At 34.3% G+C, this 17,032-nt stretch carries 12 protein-coding genes; 8 read left to right on the top strand and 4 right to left on the bottom strand.

Annotated features, from left to right (window positions below; genetic code table 11):
• Positions 1-1,794 (top strand): ribonucleoside-diphosphate reductase subunit alpha, encoded by a 1,794-nt coding sequence (locus tag DFQ06_RS12030; RefSeq protein WP_042504668.1) that lies wholly within the window; start codon positions 1-3, stop codon positions 1,792-1,794.
• Between the two features lie 185 nt (positions 1,795-1,979).
• Entirely contained in the window at positions 1,980-2,900 is a 921-nt protein-coding gene (locus DFQ06_RS12035; RefSeq protein WP_133967894.1) for a M28 family peptidase, read from the top strand.
• Here DFQ06_RS12035 and DFQ06_RS12040 read toward each other — a convergent pair.
• Positions 2,897-6,319 (bottom strand): hypothetical protein, encoded by a 3,423-nt coding sequence (locus tag DFQ06_RS12040; RefSeq protein WP_133967896.1) that lies wholly within the window; start codon positions 6,317-6,319, stop codon positions 2,897-2,899. The genes DFQ06_RS12035 and DFQ06_RS12040 overlap by 4 nt on opposite strands.
• Before the next feature lie 215 nt (positions 6,320-6,534).
• Here DFQ06_RS12040 and DFQ06_RS12045 point away from each other — a divergent pair, with 215 nt between their 5' ends.
• From DFQ06_RS12045 to DFQ06_RS12060, 4 genes are all read left to right on the top strand, one after another.
• Complete coding sequence (locus DFQ06_RS12045) at positions 6,535-7,296, top strand: exodeoxyribonuclease III (RefSeq protein ID WP_042504671.1); 762 nt, start codon at positions 6,535-6,537, stop codon at positions 7,294-7,296.
• Between the two features lie 31 nt (positions 7,297-7,327).
• Positions 7,328-8,287 (top strand): OmpA/MotB family protein, encoded by a 960-nt coding sequence (locus DFQ06_RS12050; RefSeq protein ID WP_042497695.1) that lies wholly within the window; start codon positions 7,328-7,330, stop codon positions 8,285-8,287.
• Between the two features lie 251 nt (positions 8,288-8,538).
• Positions 8,539-9,009 (top strand): Lrp/AsnC ligand binding domain-containing protein, encoded by a 471-nt coding sequence (locus tag DFQ06_RS12055; RefSeq protein ID WP_042497692.1) that lies wholly within the window; start codon positions 8,539-8,541, stop codon positions 9,007-9,009.
• 70 nt (positions 9,010-9,079) lie between these two features.
• On the top strand, positions 9,080-9,646 hold the full coding sequence (locus DFQ06_RS12060; RefSeq protein WP_042504672.1) for a hypothetical protein: 567 nt from the start codon (positions 9,080-9,082) through the stop codon (positions 9,644-9,646).
• A gap of 96 nt (positions 9,647-9,742) precedes the next feature.
• Here the strand turns inward: DFQ06_RS12060 and DFQ06_RS12065 are convergent, their stop codons facing one another.
• The gene (locus DFQ06_RS12065; protein ID WP_133967897.1) at positions 9,743-11,284 is read right to left on the bottom strand and encodes a glycine--tRNA ligase; all 1,542 of its coding nucleotides are present in this window, start codon (positions 11,282-11,284) and stop codon (positions 9,743-9,745) included.
• Between the two features lie 73 nt (positions 11,285-11,357).
• Between DFQ06_RS12065 and DFQ06_RS12070 the strand changes: the two genes are divergently transcribed.
• Positions 11,358-12,035, top strand: a complete 678-nt coding sequence (locus DFQ06_RS12070) for a ComF family protein (protein WP_042497690.1) — start codon at positions 11,358-11,360, stop codon at positions 12,033-12,035.
• 57 nt (positions 12,036-12,092) lie between these two features.
• The gene (locus DFQ06_RS12075; RefSeq protein WP_074937334.1) at positions 12,093-13,697 is read left to right on the top strand and encodes an Ig-like domain-containing protein; all 1,605 of its coding nucleotides are present in this window, start codon (positions 12,093-12,095) and stop codon (positions 13,695-13,697) included.
• A gap of 211 nt (positions 13,698-13,908) precedes the next feature.
• Here DFQ06_RS12075 and tyrS read toward each other — a convergent pair whose 3' ends face one another.
• A complete protein-coding gene (gene tyrS / locus DFQ06_RS12080; protein ID WP_133967899.1) occupies positions 13,909-15,204 on the bottom strand; it encodes a tyrosine--tRNA ligase in 1,296 nt (431 codons plus the stop codon).
• Positions 15,205-15,585: 381 nt separating this feature from the next.
• Complete coding sequence (gene ahcY, locus DFQ06_RS12085; protein ID WP_042497681.1) at positions 15,586-16,902, bottom strand: adenosylhomocysteinase; 1,317 nt, start codon at positions 16,900-16,902, stop codon at positions 15,586-15,588.
• Positions 16,903-17,032: the final 130 nt, after the last annotated feature.

Below are 17,032 nucleotides of genomic sequence, written 5' to 3' on the forward strand. Positions count from 1 at the left end.
ATGAACAATCAGACACAGAACCAAACAGACACGAGTTTAAATGAAAACACCAAATCATCTAATTATGATGATTTAAAGAAAGCAAGAAAAGAAGCTAGAAAAGAAATTGGAAAACAACCAGAAATTAAATGGTTAACCGAAAATAGTCGTCAGTTTTTATCTTCTGGATACCTTACCGATGATACAACACCGGAAGTTAGAATTAGAGAAATAGCAGACAGAGCCGAAGAGATTTTAAAAATCGATGGTTTTGCAGATAAATTTTACGGGTACATGGCAGAAGGGTATTACTCTTTAGCTTCACCAGTATGGTCTAACTTTGGCAAGCGTCGTGGCTTACCAATTAGTTGCTTTGGTTCGCATATTTCTGATGATATGGGAGATATTCTATATACACAATCAGAAGTTGGAATGATGTCTAAACTTGGTGGTGGTACATCAGGTTATTTCGGGAAATTGCGTCATAGAGGCGCACCTGTAAAAAATAACGGAGAGTCTTCTGGTGCAGTTCACATCATGCAACTTTTCGAAAAAATGGTAGACGTTGTAAGTCAAGGTTCTGTGCGTCGTGGCCGTTTTTCACCATATTTACCAATAGAGCACCAAGATATTCACGAGTTTTTAGAAATAGGAACAGAAGGAAATCCAATTCAAGAGTTAACCCATGGTGTTACAGTAGGTAACGAGTGGATGCAAGAAATGATTGATGGTGATGCTGATAAAAGAGCAATCTGGGCAAAAGTATTACAACGTAGAGGAGAAATAGGATATCCTTATATTTTCTTTAGAGATAATGCAAATAATACCGCTCCTGATGTTTATAAAGACAAGAACCATGAGATTTACGCAAGTAACTTATGTTCTGAAATTATGCTACCTACAAACGATCGTTGGTCTTTTGTTTGTGTATTATCTTCAATAAACTTATTACATTACGATAAATGGAAAGATACCGATGCTGTAGAAACTATGGTATACTTTTTAGATGCGGTATTAGAAGAGTTTATTACAAAATTAGAAGTTTATAGAGATTCTGATAGTCGTGATGATAGGCACACTTTCATGTTTATGGAAAAAGCCTATACGTTCGCTAAAGAAAATAGAGCTTTAGGTATGGGAGCCTTAGGATGGCACTCATTATTACAATCTAAAATGGTAGGTTTCGATAGTCAAGAAGCTTTCGATTTAAACAGTGAAATCTTTAAAACTATTAAAGAAAAATCTGTTAAAGCATCTAAAGAATTAGCAGTGTTATTTGGCGAGCCAGAAGTTTTAAAAGGTTATGGTAGACGTAATACAACGCTTAATGCAGTAGCTCCAACAACATCTTCCGCATTTATTTTAGGACAGGTTTCTCAAGGTATCGAGCCAATTTGGTCTAACAGTTATGTAAAAGATATTGCTAAAATTAAAACAACTATCAAGAACCCATTTTTATTAGATCTTTTAAAAGAAAAAGGAATTAATACTAATGAAATTTGGAGATCTATTCGCGATAACGATGGTTCAGTTCAACATTTAGATGAACTTACTGATCATGAAAAAGATGTGTTTAAAACATATTCTGAAATCGACCAGATGACTATTATTTATCAGGCTGCTAACAGACAAAACCATATCGATCAAGCACAATCTTTAAACATTATGGTGCACCCAGATATGCCTGTAAAAGAGATTAATAAAATATATGTTACTGCTTGGCAATTAGGTGTTAAGTCTTTATACTACCAACACAGTATGAATGCTGCACAAAAATTTAAGCAGAAGAAGGAATGTAAAAGTTGTGAGGGTTAATCTTTACTAAAAATATAGTGTTAAGTAAATCCTACGGTAGTAGGTAAGTGTTAATAAAAAGCATCTCCGTAGAGATGCTTTTTTTATTAAAAAAATCTGATATGTAAAAAATTACGTATATTTATTTCACCATTAATGAGTCTGTTTTTTTAAGATGAAAAAATTACAGATTATCAACCCCCAATATGCTTAAACACCTATTTTTAATTACCCTTCATTGTGTTATATTCTCTTTTGAAGGAACAAGTCAATCTCAAGGAAGCTCTACACTTTTATTTAACGAAACTACATTATTGAAACATGTAGAATCCTTATCGTCCGATGCTTTTGAAGGGAGACGAACAGGAACCAAAGGTGCCGAAAAAGCACGTAAATACATTGTAAATCAATTTCATGCTTTAAAGGTTTTACCTTTTACTAAAAACTACGAACAAAAATTTTCCTTTTATAAAAAAAGACAAACCTTTGAAGGTGTAAATGTTCTTGGATTGATAAAGGGTAGCGAGTCGCCTAAAAAGTATATTGTAATAAGTGCACATTACGATCATGAAGGCATTCATATGGGAGAGATTTATAATGGCGCCGATGATAATGCTTCTGGGCTAAGTGCTTTGTTTAGTTTTGCCGAATATTTTCAAGCAAACCCACCTAAGTATTCTGTTATTTTAGCAGCCTTTGATGGTGAAGAACTAGGTTTGCAAGGCTCTAAGTTTTTTGTAAAAAGTAACGCTTTAGCAGAAAAAAATATTCGTTGTAATCTTAATATGGATATGATAAGCCGCAGTGATAATAACATATTATTTGCTGTTGGTACGGCTTACAATGAAACTTTAAAAAGCATTGTAACATCAACTAAAGGTGCAGGAGGTTTAAACATAGCTACGGGCCATGATGGGCATGATGGTTTGGAGAATTGGACATATTCATCAGATCATGGAAACTTCCATAAAAAGGAAATTCCATTCTTATATTTTGGTGTAGATGACCATAAGGATTACCATGAACCTACGGACGATTTTGAAAATATTCACCCGGAGTTTTATATCAATGCAGTAAAAACAATTATTTCGATTTTTGAGAAAGTAGATGATGCTAAACAGCTCTAAAAATAAGCTTTCAATTGAAAAGAACCTGTATGGATGGTTTTGCTCGATTCTGTTTTTCTTCCAAAGTAACTAAAATTTAAATCTAAAAAGTTAGTCAGTTTTTTTTGGGCGAGCAATGTCCAAGTAAAGTTTTTCCCTGGTTGCAAGCCTTCTAGCATTTGGTAGGCTACAGGTGTGCCGGCCGAACCTTCAAAGCGATTAGATAGAAAGTTAAATTCGCCATTTAAGGCTCCTTTTTCTTTATTGTTTAATGTGAATGATGCGCCGTATTTTTGTTGCTCTAAAGCTTCCAAATCGCCTATAGTGTTTGTTTTATCTTCATATTGATAAAAGATATCGAAGCTAGAATTATCGTTAAACAAATATGATAATTTAGGATTGAAGCGCGTTTCATCAAAAGTGTAATTTCTACTCGCATAATTCTCACTCACACTCGCATTGTTTTCTAAAGTTGAAAGGATATTAATGAGCCAATTGCCTGATAATTTATGATTGAAATTAAGCTGATGACTTTGAATACTATTTTCTATATAGCCAATAGATAAAACACTTCGCGTGGTATTATCTAAAAACGTATACGACGTTGTATAGTGCTGTTTGCCGCGGTTAAAAAACAAAACATTTCTAAAATTAAGTTGAATACCCAATTGATCGTTAGGATTTTTTTCAAAAGGATTTAAATTGAATTTATTGCCATCACGCTTGGTTTTCCGATCAATTAAGTAAGCAGTTTGGTTGTAGAAATGCGACCAAAAACGTTCTGATTTTTTCTCGGAAACCGACCAGGTAGACGGATTAAAAGTTAAGGTTTGACTTAATCTATTTTGGTGCGTTTTAATGTAAACTTGGTTCGGGAGCAATACCCGAACATATTTACCCTGATCTTGAAATTGTGCAATTTCGAACTCATCGAGTTCTTGGATGCCGTTATTGTTGTAGTCTACCCAAGTGTATGTGCCTAAGCCCGACTCTACTTCAATATAAGTGAAATCTTGTTGTGGTAAAGTACCCGAGTTTGTTTCAAAAATAGTATTCCATTGAATAAGTTGGTTAAATAATTTTTGATTGAATTGTAATCGAGAGTTCAACGATTGCTCATCGTCAATGTCTGGATCTTCACTTTTTAAAGTTCTGTAATTTGCGAATAGCGATAAACTGGTGTTTTTATTTTGGACCAATTTGGAGTCTAAATAAAAGGTGTTCGATGTGTTTACCTTCTCTAAAGTATTGTTTCTAATACTATCGTTTATGCGGTTTTTATAACCTATTTCAGCAAAAACTTGGGTGCTGTCACCAACACCAAAAAAGGCCTCGTACGATTTATAACGTTGGCTTAATTCTGTGAGTTGCTGTGTGGCTATATCAGTTTGCTTATTGTCTTCTATGGCGAGTTTTGTGCCAATCCAACTCGATTTTAAGCTATAGGTAACCCGATTGTAAGATCTTAAAAAAGTAGAAGTATTGCTGTTAGAATCGGCGTTTAGAAAGCTAGAGTTGGATGAAATACTTAATTTGTTGAAAACTAAATTAGCCGAAGTCACATGGCGATTTCCGTTAAAGCCATCGGAGAAATTTAAGTGTTCAAACTGATAATTTAAAAAACCTTTGTCTTTGTGAAATAAACTAAAACCAGAATTAACCAATAATTGGTTGCCTAAATTACCTCCAATACCATTAAGGTTGGTTAAATCTAAATTCCAATCTCTATTAAATTCGGGATTGTAAAGCCCTTCAATGTTTCTAAAATTAGTACTAATATAGTCTGAATCGAAAAGCGCGTTTAAATTCCAAAGACTATCGGTTTTAATTAGTTGTTGTTTAATATTCAGTTTTCCTGCAAAGCCATCGTTATTTTTATCATCGGTTTTAGAAAACAAGTTTAAATCGTTTTTGCTTCCGGCAAGTTCAAAATTAATATTTGTTTTTTTCGAAGGATGATAAGCTCCATTAACTACGGCAAGTTGTAATTTAGTTGGGGCAATTAACTGGATAATAGGCGCGTAGTTACCTTGTAAAACACCAACGTATTCGTAGATGTTATTAATGGCGTTGCTGCTACTTAAGGCGTAATCTCCAAGGTTGTCGCCAACACGGGAGAAGGTTACACGGTAAAGTTCATCATCTTCATTATTAGAAAACACAAAAACTTCAGCGCCGTCAATTAGTTCTTTTTTGTATAGAATTCTATTTTCATTTAAAGCTTCTTGTACTTCAGATGGAGCAACCATTAAAGATTTATCATCGCCAGCATCAGCTAAAATTTGTACTTGTTCTTCAGATAGGTTTTGTTGCAAAGGCTGGTTTTTCGAATCGTTTTCAGAATAAACAGAAACTCCAATTTTTAATTTTTCAATTTGAAATGTGCCACCACCATAGGCCACAAAACGCGAGTAGTTTCTATCACTAAATTGATAGTCTACAGTAATTCGCATTTCGGAAGTTATAGGGAATGTAGAGTTAAAAATAATTTCTCCAGCGTTGTAATCAATAATGTAATCTTGGTCCTCGCCACGTTTTACGGCTGTACCATTCACGTAAACGGTTTCACTTCCCGAAACTATAAGTACAAACAATTCACCATTAGTGCCTTGTAGTTTATATGGACCTTGGTTGCCTTCTTGGGCTGTAAATTGGCTAGTTGTAAATTGACCACGTACTAAAGCTCCTGCGGCAAATAAATCGGTTTGTTGGCTATCGTCTCCCAACTTCAAATTAAAATTTAAACCTTGTACACGTTTTGAAAAACTCGCGAAATAAGAATCTGTATTTGTTAAATCGATATCTCCGGCTCTAATATTCCAATCTTTGGTAAAAAGTTCTATAAAAACTTGATCAAATTCATCTAAGCGTTGGCTATACCCACTTTCTTGTAAAGGTATATTAGCGTCTTGTATAGAGGCGCGGAGTGATACCTTTTCATTTAGCTTTCCTGTAATTTGAAGATCGAGCTCACTATTTAAAACCGAATTTTGATTATTACCAATAGTAACACCACGAGAAATACTACCCGAAGTGGTTAAACCATCAAAAGGAATCGTGTTTTTTTCGGTGTTGGGTTGTGATAGTTTGTATAATTTTTGGAGGTTATCTGTGTTTTTTACAATAATATTTTCGTCTAACTGTTTGTAGGTTTTGGTTAAAAAATCAGGAAACTTCAAGTAGTTAATAATTATCGAATCGCTAGCTATAGGTTGTTTAAAAGTTAATAGAGCTTTCGGGAAGTCAACTTGGTAGATACTACTATCTATGCGTGTACCATTTTTAGTTGTTATAGAAAGTTGATTCGAATTAATACTCACGCTATCTATTAAAATAACTTGTTTTACAGCAACCGTTTTAGTTTTGTAGATAGAGGTTTGCTCTTGCGAAAACCCGCAAAAACCTATAAAAATTAAAATTATGCTCGAAAAAAACTTCATGGATACACTTAAACTACAAAAACTTTAAAATATTTTGTTAATAGCTTCGTTAAAACTCCTCTGTAAATTATAGTGTAAAAGTAGCGTATTATTTATTTTAGCTGAAATTAGATTTGTTGTGAAACAAATTGATTGGTGTAAAGATGAAAATCTTTATAATTAATAGCATAATTTAAACAAAATTCCGCGGTATTTCTGTCGTGGTAAAAGAGAACATGAAAATTATATCATATAACGTAAACGGTATTCGTGCCGCATTAAAAAAGGATTTTATTGGTTGGTTAAAAAGTGCAAACCCAGATGTTATTTGTTTGCAAGAAACCAAAGCCATGAAAGAGCAGTTAGATTTAGAGGTTTTTGAAGAGGCAGGTTACATTTATAACTATTGGTATAGTGCACAAAAAAAAGGCTATAGTGGCGTTGCTATTTTAAGTAAAATTGAACCAAATCATGTGGAGTTTGGCACAGGAATTGAGTCAATGGACTTCGAAGGTCGAAATATTCGTGCAGATTTTGATGGTGTTTCGGTAATGAGCCTATATTTGCCATCGGGAACAAACAGTGCGCGATTGAGCCATAAATTTGAATACATGGATATGTTTCAAGAGTATATAAGCAACTTAAAAAAGGACATCCCGAATCTTGTAATTTGTGGCGATTATAATATTTGTCATGAAGAAATAGATATCCATAACCCAAAAATGAAAGGTGTATCTGGGTTTTTACCAGAAGAGCGCGAGTGGTTAGGGCAATTTATCGATAGTGGTTTTACCGATTCTTTCCGTTACCTACACCCAGAAACGCAAACCTTTAGTTGGTGGAGTTATCGAGCAAATTCTAGAGCCAATAATAAAGGTTGGCGTTTAGATTATGCTTTAGTTTCTCAACCCTTACAAGAAAACATAAAAAGAGCCGTTATACTTACCGAAGCTGTACATAGCGACCATTGCCCAATTTTAGTAGAAATAGAACAATAGTAAAACAACCAAAATTATAATCTCAATTACAATGATTAAAAAAACCGCACTCACGCTTTTAACACTGGCCGTTTTAACCAGTTGTGTTTCTCCAAAAGTTTATAAAGAACTGGAAAGTAAATACGCAAAACTAAAACAACAAAATCGTAAAATCTCAGATGCTAACGAAATACTTTTAAGAGAGAAGACTGAAGCGGAAAATGAGTTAAAGCAATTGCATAAGGCTTACGATGAGGCAGTAGCGCAACGCGACAAATTACAAGCCGATTATACTTCAACTAAATCTAATTATGATAATTTAAAGAACTCTTACGATGCTTTAGAGAAAAATAGCTCGGCATCTATTGCTGCTAACTCTCAAAAAAACCGTGAGTTATTAGCACAGTTAGAAGCTAAGGAACAAGCATTATCTGCAGAGAATGCTCGTTTAGAAAAACTTAAATCGGAGTTAGAAAATAGATCTAACCGTGTTGCAGAATTAGAAAGTGTAATAGCGGCCAAAGACGCTGCTATGACGGCTTTAAAAGACGCGATATCTAAAGCTTTAACCGATTTTGAAGGTAAAGGTTTAACAGTAGAGCAACGCGATGGAAAAGTCTATGTGTCTATGGAAAACAAACTACTTTTTAGTTCAGGAAGCTGGGCTGTTGGAGCAGAAGGTACACGTGCTGTAAAGCAACTAGGTAGTGTGCTTGGCGACAATCCGGATATTGCAGTTTTAATCGAGGGACATACCGATAACGTACCTTATAAAGGTAACGGGATTTTAACAAGCAACTGGGATTTATCGACAAAACGAGCTACAGCAATTGTAACTATTTTACGTGAAAATGCCGATATCAATGCTGAAAACTTAACAGCAGCAGGACGTGGTGAATTTGCACCAATTGCATCAAACGAAACATCAGAAGGGAAAGCGAAAAACCGTCGTATTGAGGTGATTTTAACACCAAAATTAGATGAGCTTTCAAAATTATTAAACGATAATTAAAACATAAATGTGGGCGTTACTCCTGCTACGCTTTTAAGGCGTAGTAGGAGTCGGGCTTTCACTACTCGCTCCTTCCTTAGGTCAGGGAGCTCAAACAAGCCGTTCAATCCCTAACGCAACTATCCGCAACGTTAGGTCTATATTACTGCATAATTCTTATTTACACGGCCACTGTAATCAAAAACATAGAAAACCCTTTCATTTTACAAGGAAATTATTATTTTTACCTTTTAAATCGAAATAGATAGGGGATGAAATCAAAAGACAAAAACGTCAGTATAGACGGAATCGACAAAAAAATACTTAGAACTTTAATGGAAGATGCCAGAATTCCAATTCTGGAAATTGCTAGAAATGTAGATATTTCGGGAGCAGCCATACATCAACGTTTACGTAAGCTAGAAAAATCTGGAATTATATCGGGATCAAAGTTTGTAATCAATCCAAAAATGTTAGGTTACGAAACCGTAGCTTTTATAGGTGTTTATTTAGATAAAGCTATACAAAACCCAGAAGCTATAAAGCAATTAAAAAAAGTGCCAGAAGTTTTAGAATGTCACTACACCACTGGAAACTGGAATGTGTTAATTAAAATTTTGTGTAAAGATAATGCGCATTTAATGCATTTACTTAATAACGAAATTCAGACTATTTCTGGTGTTTCTCGTACAGAAACTTTTATCTCTCTAGATCAACAAATAGATAGACAGATTACTATTTAATTTAAAAACTTTATTCATCAATTGGAATGATTATTGATTCTACCTGAGTCATTAATCAAAAACTATTTTCATGAAAAAGAAGTACTTAGTTCTATTTGTATTAGCAGTTCTTTCAGTAACAGCGTATGCTCAAAAAGCAAGTGTAGAAAAATCAACTTACGGAGTTCAAACCGGTTTTTTAGGTGTTTGGGTACATCGTGAAGTTAAATTATCGAATGAAATTGCGCTTCGTGCAGAAGTCGGAATGGATTTAGGTCTTTGGGGTGGCGATTTTTATCCAAAATCGGGATATTTGTTAGCTCCGGTAATTCGTTTAGAGCCTCGTTGGTACTATAATTTAGATAAACGAGTTTCAAAATCTAGAAGTATTTCGGGTAATGCTGGTAATTTTTTAGCATTACAAACAAGCTATCATCCAAACTGGTTTACAATTTCTAATTACGATAATGTAGAGGTTGTTAATCAAGTTTCCATTATTCCAACTTGGGGTATAAAGAGAAACATAGGTAAGTATTTTAATTACGAAACCGGAATAGGTATTGGTTATGCTTATTACTTTGCTAAAAGTGCTGGTTATCTCGAAAATGAAGGTTACGCTGCCGTTAATCTTAATCTTCGAATTGGATATCGTTTCTAATACTTAAATTATAAAAACATAAAAACCCCAATCGAATTGTTTCGATTGGGGGTTTTTAGTATTATAAATGTAACTTACATTTAGTTTTTTAGATTTTTACATCTTCATTAACCAAGTACGTACATCAACTTCTTGTTTTATTATTTTTTGTAAATCATCAATATTAACACGTTCTTGTTCCATAGAATCTCTATGCCTAATAGTAACAGTGTTATCATTTAAAGTATCGTGATCTACAGTAATACAAAATGGTGTTCCGTTTGCATCTTGCCTTCTGTAACGACGCCCTACAGCATCTTTTTCATCGTAAATCACGTTGAAATCCCATTTCAATTCTTCTACAATTTTACGAGCAACTTCTGGTAGGCCATCTTTTTTAACCAATGGTAAAATAGCAGCTTTTACAGGTGCTAAAACACTTGGTAATTTTAAAACGGTTCTTGTAGTTCCGTTTTCTAATTCTTCTTCTTGTAAAGCATTAGAGAATACAGCTAAGAACATACGGTCTAAACCAATAGAAGTTTCTAATACGTATGGTGTGTAGCTTTTATTTTCTTCGTGATCGAAATATTGTAATTTCTTTCCAGAATGTTTTTCGTGTGCTTTTAAATCGAAATCTGTTCTTGAGTGAATCCCTTCCAATTCTTTAAAGCCAAATGGGAATTTAAACTCAATATCGGCCGCAGCATCTGCATAATGCGCTAATTTATCATGGTCGTGAAAACGGTAATTATCCGCACCCATGCCTAAAGATAAATGCCATTTCATTCGGGTTTCTTTCCAATGGTTGTACCACTCTACTTGCGTCCCTGGTTTAATAAAAAATTGCATTTCCATTTGTTCAAACTCACGCATTCTAAAAATAAACTGTCTTGCAACAATTTCATTTCTAAAGGCTTTTCCGGTTTGTGCAATTCCAAAAGGAATTTTCATTCGTCCCGTTTTCTGAACATTCAAAAAGTTAACAAAAATACCTTGCGCTGTTTCTGGACGTAAATATAAATCCATAGCAGACTCGGCAGAAGCACCGAGTTTTGTTCCAAACATCAGGTTAAATTGCTTAACATCTGTCCAGTTTTTGCTTCCTGTTAAAGGATCTGCAATTTCTAATTCTTCAATTAGAGCCTTAACATCGGCTAAATCTTCTTTTTCTAAAGATTGCCCCATCCGCGAAAGCGTAGCATTTATTTTTTCTTGGTATCCAACAACACGTCCGTTTGTTGCTAAAAATTCTTCTTTATTAAAGGCTTCACCAAAACGTTTTGCAGCTTTAGCGACTTCTTTGTCAATTTTAGCTTCAATTTTAGCACAGTAATCTTCAATTAAAACATCGGCGCGGTAACGTTTTTTCGAGTCTTTATTGTCAATTAATGGGTCGTTAAACGCATCGACGTGTCCGGAAGCCTTCCAGGTTGTTGGATGCATAAATATTGCGGCATCGATACCAACAATATTTTCGTTCATTTGTACCATGGCTTTCCACCAGTAGTCACGTATGTTTTTCTTTAACTCAGCACCATTTTGTGCGTAGTCGTAAACGGCGCTTAAACCGTCGTATATTTCGCTACTTTGAAATACATATCCGTATTCCTTTGCATGCGATATTACCTTTTTAAATTTATCGTCTTGATTTGCCATGTTGCAAAAATAAAAAAGCGTTTGAAACTATTCGTTATAATTAACTAAATTTACAGAACTACTTTTAATTTAAATGTTTAAATCTGTTGTAAATATATTTTTTCCAAAAGTGTGCTACGCTTGTCTTGGCACATTAAACGATAATGAAGATGCTATTTGTGTAGATTGCAGACACGATTTGCCGGTTACTAATTTTCATTTTGATAATAGTGATGCCGTTAAAAAAGTACTTTACGGACGCTGTAAAATAGAACATGGGACGGCGCTTTTTAGGTTCGAAAAAAAGAGTTTAGTACAGCAACTTATTCATGGCCTAAAATATAGAGGGTACCAAAATATTGGTTTTGTATTAGGCAATTGGCTTGGTGGCGAACTCCAAGAATTGGAAGCTTACCGAGATGTTGATGTAGTAATTCCGGTGCCTTTGCATAAAAAGAAACTGAGATCTAGAGGTTTTAATCAAGTTGAAAAATTTGGACAACAAATAGCGGAAGCCTTAGATGCAACATATTTGGATCGGGTTTTGGTTAAAATTTCTAATAATAAATCGCAAACTACAAAAGGACGTATTGCACGCTTAATTAATAGTGATGAGTTGTTTGCCTTAGAGCATAGCGAACAGATAGAAAATAAGCATATTTTAATAGTTGACGATCTTATTACCACTGGCGCGACTTTAGAAGCTTGTATTTTAATTTTAAATCAGGCAAAAAATATAAAAATAAGTATTGCTACTATGGCAATTGCTTAGGGTTTTAAGCGTTATATCTTTAAAATTATGTAGGTTTGTGAAAATTTTTAATAGGTAATGAATAAAACACTTTCAAATTTTATTTTAGCTGCGGTTATTGGTCTTATTTTTATTAATTGTGCCAATCGAGGAACTCCAGATGGTGGTCCCAAAGACGTGACACCACCTGTTATTCTTAAAACAGAACCTGCAAACTTAACAACCAATTTTAAGGGCAATGAGATAAAAATTTATTTTGATGAGTATGTCAAAATGAAAGACTTAAATAAGCAGCTTATTATTTCTCCTCCCATGAAAAACCAGCCGGAAATTACACCAATGGGATCGGCTAGTAAAGAAATTACAATTAAAATTCACGATACATTAAAACCTAATACCACTTACGCTTTTAATTTTGGTAACAGTATTCAGGATAATAATGAAGGAAATCCATATCCGTATTATCGTTACGTGTTTTCTACAGGAAACTATATTGATTCGTTAGATGTAAAAGGAAGTGTTGTAGATGCCTTAAAACCACAACCAGATACTTTTGTTTCGGTTATGTTGTACGAGGTCGATTCTACGTTTACAGATTCTATTGTGTATAAAGAAACACCAAAATACATTACCAATACATTAGATAGTGTTACTACATTTTCTGTAGATAATATTAAGGCTGGTAAATACATGCTTTTGGCTTTAAAGGATGGTAATTCTGATAATAAATTTCAGCAAAAAGCAGATCAAATTGCTTTTCATAAAAGCTTTATTACGGTACCGAATGATTCGCTTTATACATTGAAATTATTTAATGAAGAGTTAGATTATAAAGCAACACGACCAATGATTGTTGCTGGAGAAAAAATAGCTTTTGGTTATGAGGGGAATTATGAGGGTATGAAGATTACCTTAAATTCTGATGTACCTGAAGATTTTGAATATCGTATTTTAAAAGATACAAAAACCGATACGCTTAACTATTGGTATAAACCAAAGTTAGAGGTTGATTCTTTACTATTTACGGTTTCTAATGGTGATTACAAAAAAGATTATACCGTTAGGATAAGAAAGTTAGAACGTGATAGTTTAGTAATACAATCTGCGCCTTCGGGAGCAGTAGGTTATACAGAATCTTTTTATATTTCCGGAAGTACACCTTTTGTTGATTTCAATGCAGAAAAAATGACGGTTTTAGATAAAGATTCTACCAAGGTGGCTTTTACAACTAAGTTTGATACTATTAATAATATGTATCAATTCGATTTTGAAAAAACAGCAGACAATAGTTATCAAATTCAAATACTTCCCGAAGCATTTGTCGATTTGTACGATGATAAAAATGATACGTTAAACTATTCTTTTAAAACTAAAAAAGAATCTGAGTTTGGATACGCACGTTTTACTTTAATTAATGCAACTTACCCGCTTGTTATACAATTAACAGATGATAAAGGCGAAGTGAAAAGAGAAAAATTTGCTAAAACTGAAGGTGTTGTAGACTTTTTTAACGTAGTGCCAGCAACGTATAAAATACGTGTAATTCATGATGCGAATGGTAACGGGAAATACGACACAGGTAATTATTTAAAAAAGATACAACCGGAAAAAGTAAGCCATTTTAAAGCAATAGAAATCCGTGCCGATTGGGGTTATCCGGAAACGTTGACGTTTAAGGATTAATTAAGTGACTCCCGCAATCCATCTCACTTCTAATTAAATGAGGAGTCACATAATAGAAATAACACAAAACGAGCTTTTTTAAGTGTTTTCTCACTGCGTTCGAAATGACAGAACCAAACAGAACTAGCAACAAAAGAACGATATAAAAAAAGTCTCTGATTAAACTTAATCAGAGACTTTTTTGTTTTTATAATTTACAATACGCTGTTTTTTAAACCACACGCAATACAAAATAGTTCTTTTTACCGCGTTGAAGTAATACAAACTTATTGTTTATTAAATCGTCTTTAGTAATGCTGTAATGGTCTTTTACTTTCTCTTTGTTTACAGCAATAGAGTTTTCTTTTAAAGCACGGCGGGCTTCACCGTTCGATTTTAAAAAGCCTCCTTTTTCTGCTAAAGCAGCTATGATGTCTAAACCATTATCAATATCTGCTTGAGGTATTTCGGTTAATGGCACACCATCAAAAATATCTAAAAAGGTTTGCTCGTTTAAAGCTTTTAAATCGTCTCCTGTAGATTTTCCAAAAAGAATATTACTTGCCTTTATAGCGTTGTCTAGATCTTCTTTAGAATGTACCATAGTGGTTATTTCTTCAGCTAAACGCTTTTGTAAAACACGTAAATGTGGTGCTTCTTGGTGCTCTTCTATTAAAGCTTCAATATCTGCTTTAGTTAAAAATGTAAAAATCTTAATGTATTTTTCAGCATCGATATCACTGGTATTTAACCAATATTGGTAGAATTTATAAGGTGACGTTCTTTCGCTGTCTAACCAAATGTTTCCGCCTTCGGTTTTACCAAATTTAGTGCCATCGGCCTTTGTAATTAATGGCCAAGTTAAGGCGTAACCTTTTCCTGAATCTACACGACGAATTAATTCTGTTCCCGTAGTAATGTTTCCCCATTGGTCGCTTCCTCCCATTTGAAGTGTACATTGCTTTTCTCTATATAAATGTAAAAAATCATAACCTTGAACCAATTGATAAGTGAACTCTGTAAAGCTCATTCCTACAGAAGACTCAGAGGACAAGCGTTTCTTTACAGAATCTTTAGCCATCATATAGTTTACGGTAATGTGTTTACCAACATCTCTAATAAATTCTAAGAATGAAAACTCTTTCATCCAATCGTAATTATTTACGATAATAGCTGCGTTTTCTGCATCACTATCAAAATCTAAAAAGCGAGATAACTGTTCTTTTATAGCATTTTGGTTATGTAAAAGAATATCCTCGGTAAGTAAATTACGCTCGGCAGATTTTCCAGAAGGATCACCAATCATTCCTGTTGCTCCACCTACTAACGCAACTGGTTTATGCCCTGATAATTGAAAATGTTTTAATCCCATAACACCAACAAGATGACCAATATGCAAAGAGTCTGCTGTAGGGTCAATACCTACATACGCCTTACGCATGGCTTCTAATAAGTGCTCTTCCGTTCCTGGCATACTATCTTGTATCATGCCTCTCCACGTTAATTCTTCAACAAAATTCTTTATCATTTTTAGGTGTATTTAGTAATCTTAGGCAAATATAAAAATACGTGTAGAATTTGTTGCGTTTTATGTAGAATTCTTTGCGAATAGATTTGCCGTTGTGGGATGGTAACTTCTGCGATAGGGATTGCAGCGGCATCCTTTTTGTAAAGCTTTTAAATAGACTCTGCTTTAATTTTTAACTGAAATTTCTTTGGAATTGAGCAGATCCTGAAACAAGTTCAGGATTGCTTTGTAAAAAGATATAGCGGAAAGCGCGGTTTGTTTTGGGAGAAAAACCCAAAACAAAATTGCCCAAATAAAAAAATCCCAAACATTGCTGCTTGGGATTTAATTTATTATTGAGATACTGAAACAAATTCAGTATAAAAAAAAACTATCGTTTTTTTAGTATCTGTAATGTTCTGGTTTGTATGGTCCTTCTACGGTTACACCAATATAGCTTGCTTGGTCTTCGCGAAGTTCAGTAAGCTCTACACCAATTTTTGCAAGGTGTAATTTAGCTACTTTTTCGTCTAAAGCTTTTGGTAACATGTATACATCGTTTCCGTATGCTTCTGCGTTGGTCCAAAGTTCAATTTGAGCTAAAGTTTGGTTTGTAAATGAGTTAGACATTACAAAACTTGGGTGACCTGTAGCACAACCTAAGTTTACTAAACGACCTTCTGCAAGGATAATGATATCTTTACCGTCGATAGTATATTTATCCACTTGTGGTTTAATTGTGTTTTTAGTGTTACCGTGGTTTTTGTTTAACCAAGCCATATCGATTTCGTTGTCGAAATGCCCAATGTTACACACGATAACTTTATCTTTCATAGCTTCGAAATGACGCCCTTGGATAATGTCTTTATTTCCTGTTGTTGTGATAATGATATCTGAATTTCCAACTACAGTTTCTAGTCTTTTAACTTCAAAACCGTCCATTGCTGCTTGAAGCGCACAAATTGGGTCGATTTCTGTTACTGTTACAATAGATCCTGCACCTTTAAAAGAGGCAGCGGTACCTTTACCAACATCACCATAACCACAAACAGTTACACGTTTTCCGGCAAGCATAAGGTCTGTTGCACGACGAATGGCATCTACTGCAGATTCTTTACAACCGTATTTGTTATCGAATTTAGATTTTGTTACCGAATCGTTTACGTTGATTGCAGGCATTGGTAATGTTCCGTTTTTTACACGCTCGTAAAGACGGTGAACACCTGTTGTAGTTTCTTCTGAAAGTCCGTTAATTCCTGCTGCTAATTCTGGGTATTTATCTAAAACCATGTTAGTTAAATCACCACCATCATCAAGAATCATGTTTAATGGTTTTCTATCTTCACCAAAGAAAAGTGTTTGCTCAATACACCAATCAAATTCTTCTTCAGTCATATCTTTCCAAGCATAAACCGCTGTTCCTGCTTCTGCAATGGCAGCTGCTGCTTGATCTTGTGTAGAAAAAATGTTACAAGAACTCCAAGTTACTTCTGCACCTAAAGCCTGTAGTGTTTCAATTAAAACGGCTGTTTGTATCGTCATGTGTAAACATCCTGCAATACGCGCGCCTTTTAAAGGTTGCGAGTTACCGTATTCTTCACGAAGACTCATTAAACCTGGCATTTCGGCTTCGGCTAATTCTATTTCTTTTCGTCCCCATGCCGCAAGAGAAATATCTTTTACTTTGCTAGCTACGTAAGGAATTGTTTTTGTGCTCATATCAATATTCTTTTTTATTTAATAACTTAAACAGGATTGCGATTCGTGTTAAAATGGTTAAATTCGCTCGTCGAAATCGTATAATTTGCCTAAGATTGTGCAAAGATAATCAATAACATTCAGAATATTA

It is taken from the genome of Algibacter lectus (genome assembly GCF_004368925.1).
In the GTDB taxonomy this organism is placed as follows: Bacteria; Bacteroidota; Bacteroidia; order Flavobacteriales; family Flavobacteriaceae; genus Algibacter; species Algibacter lectus.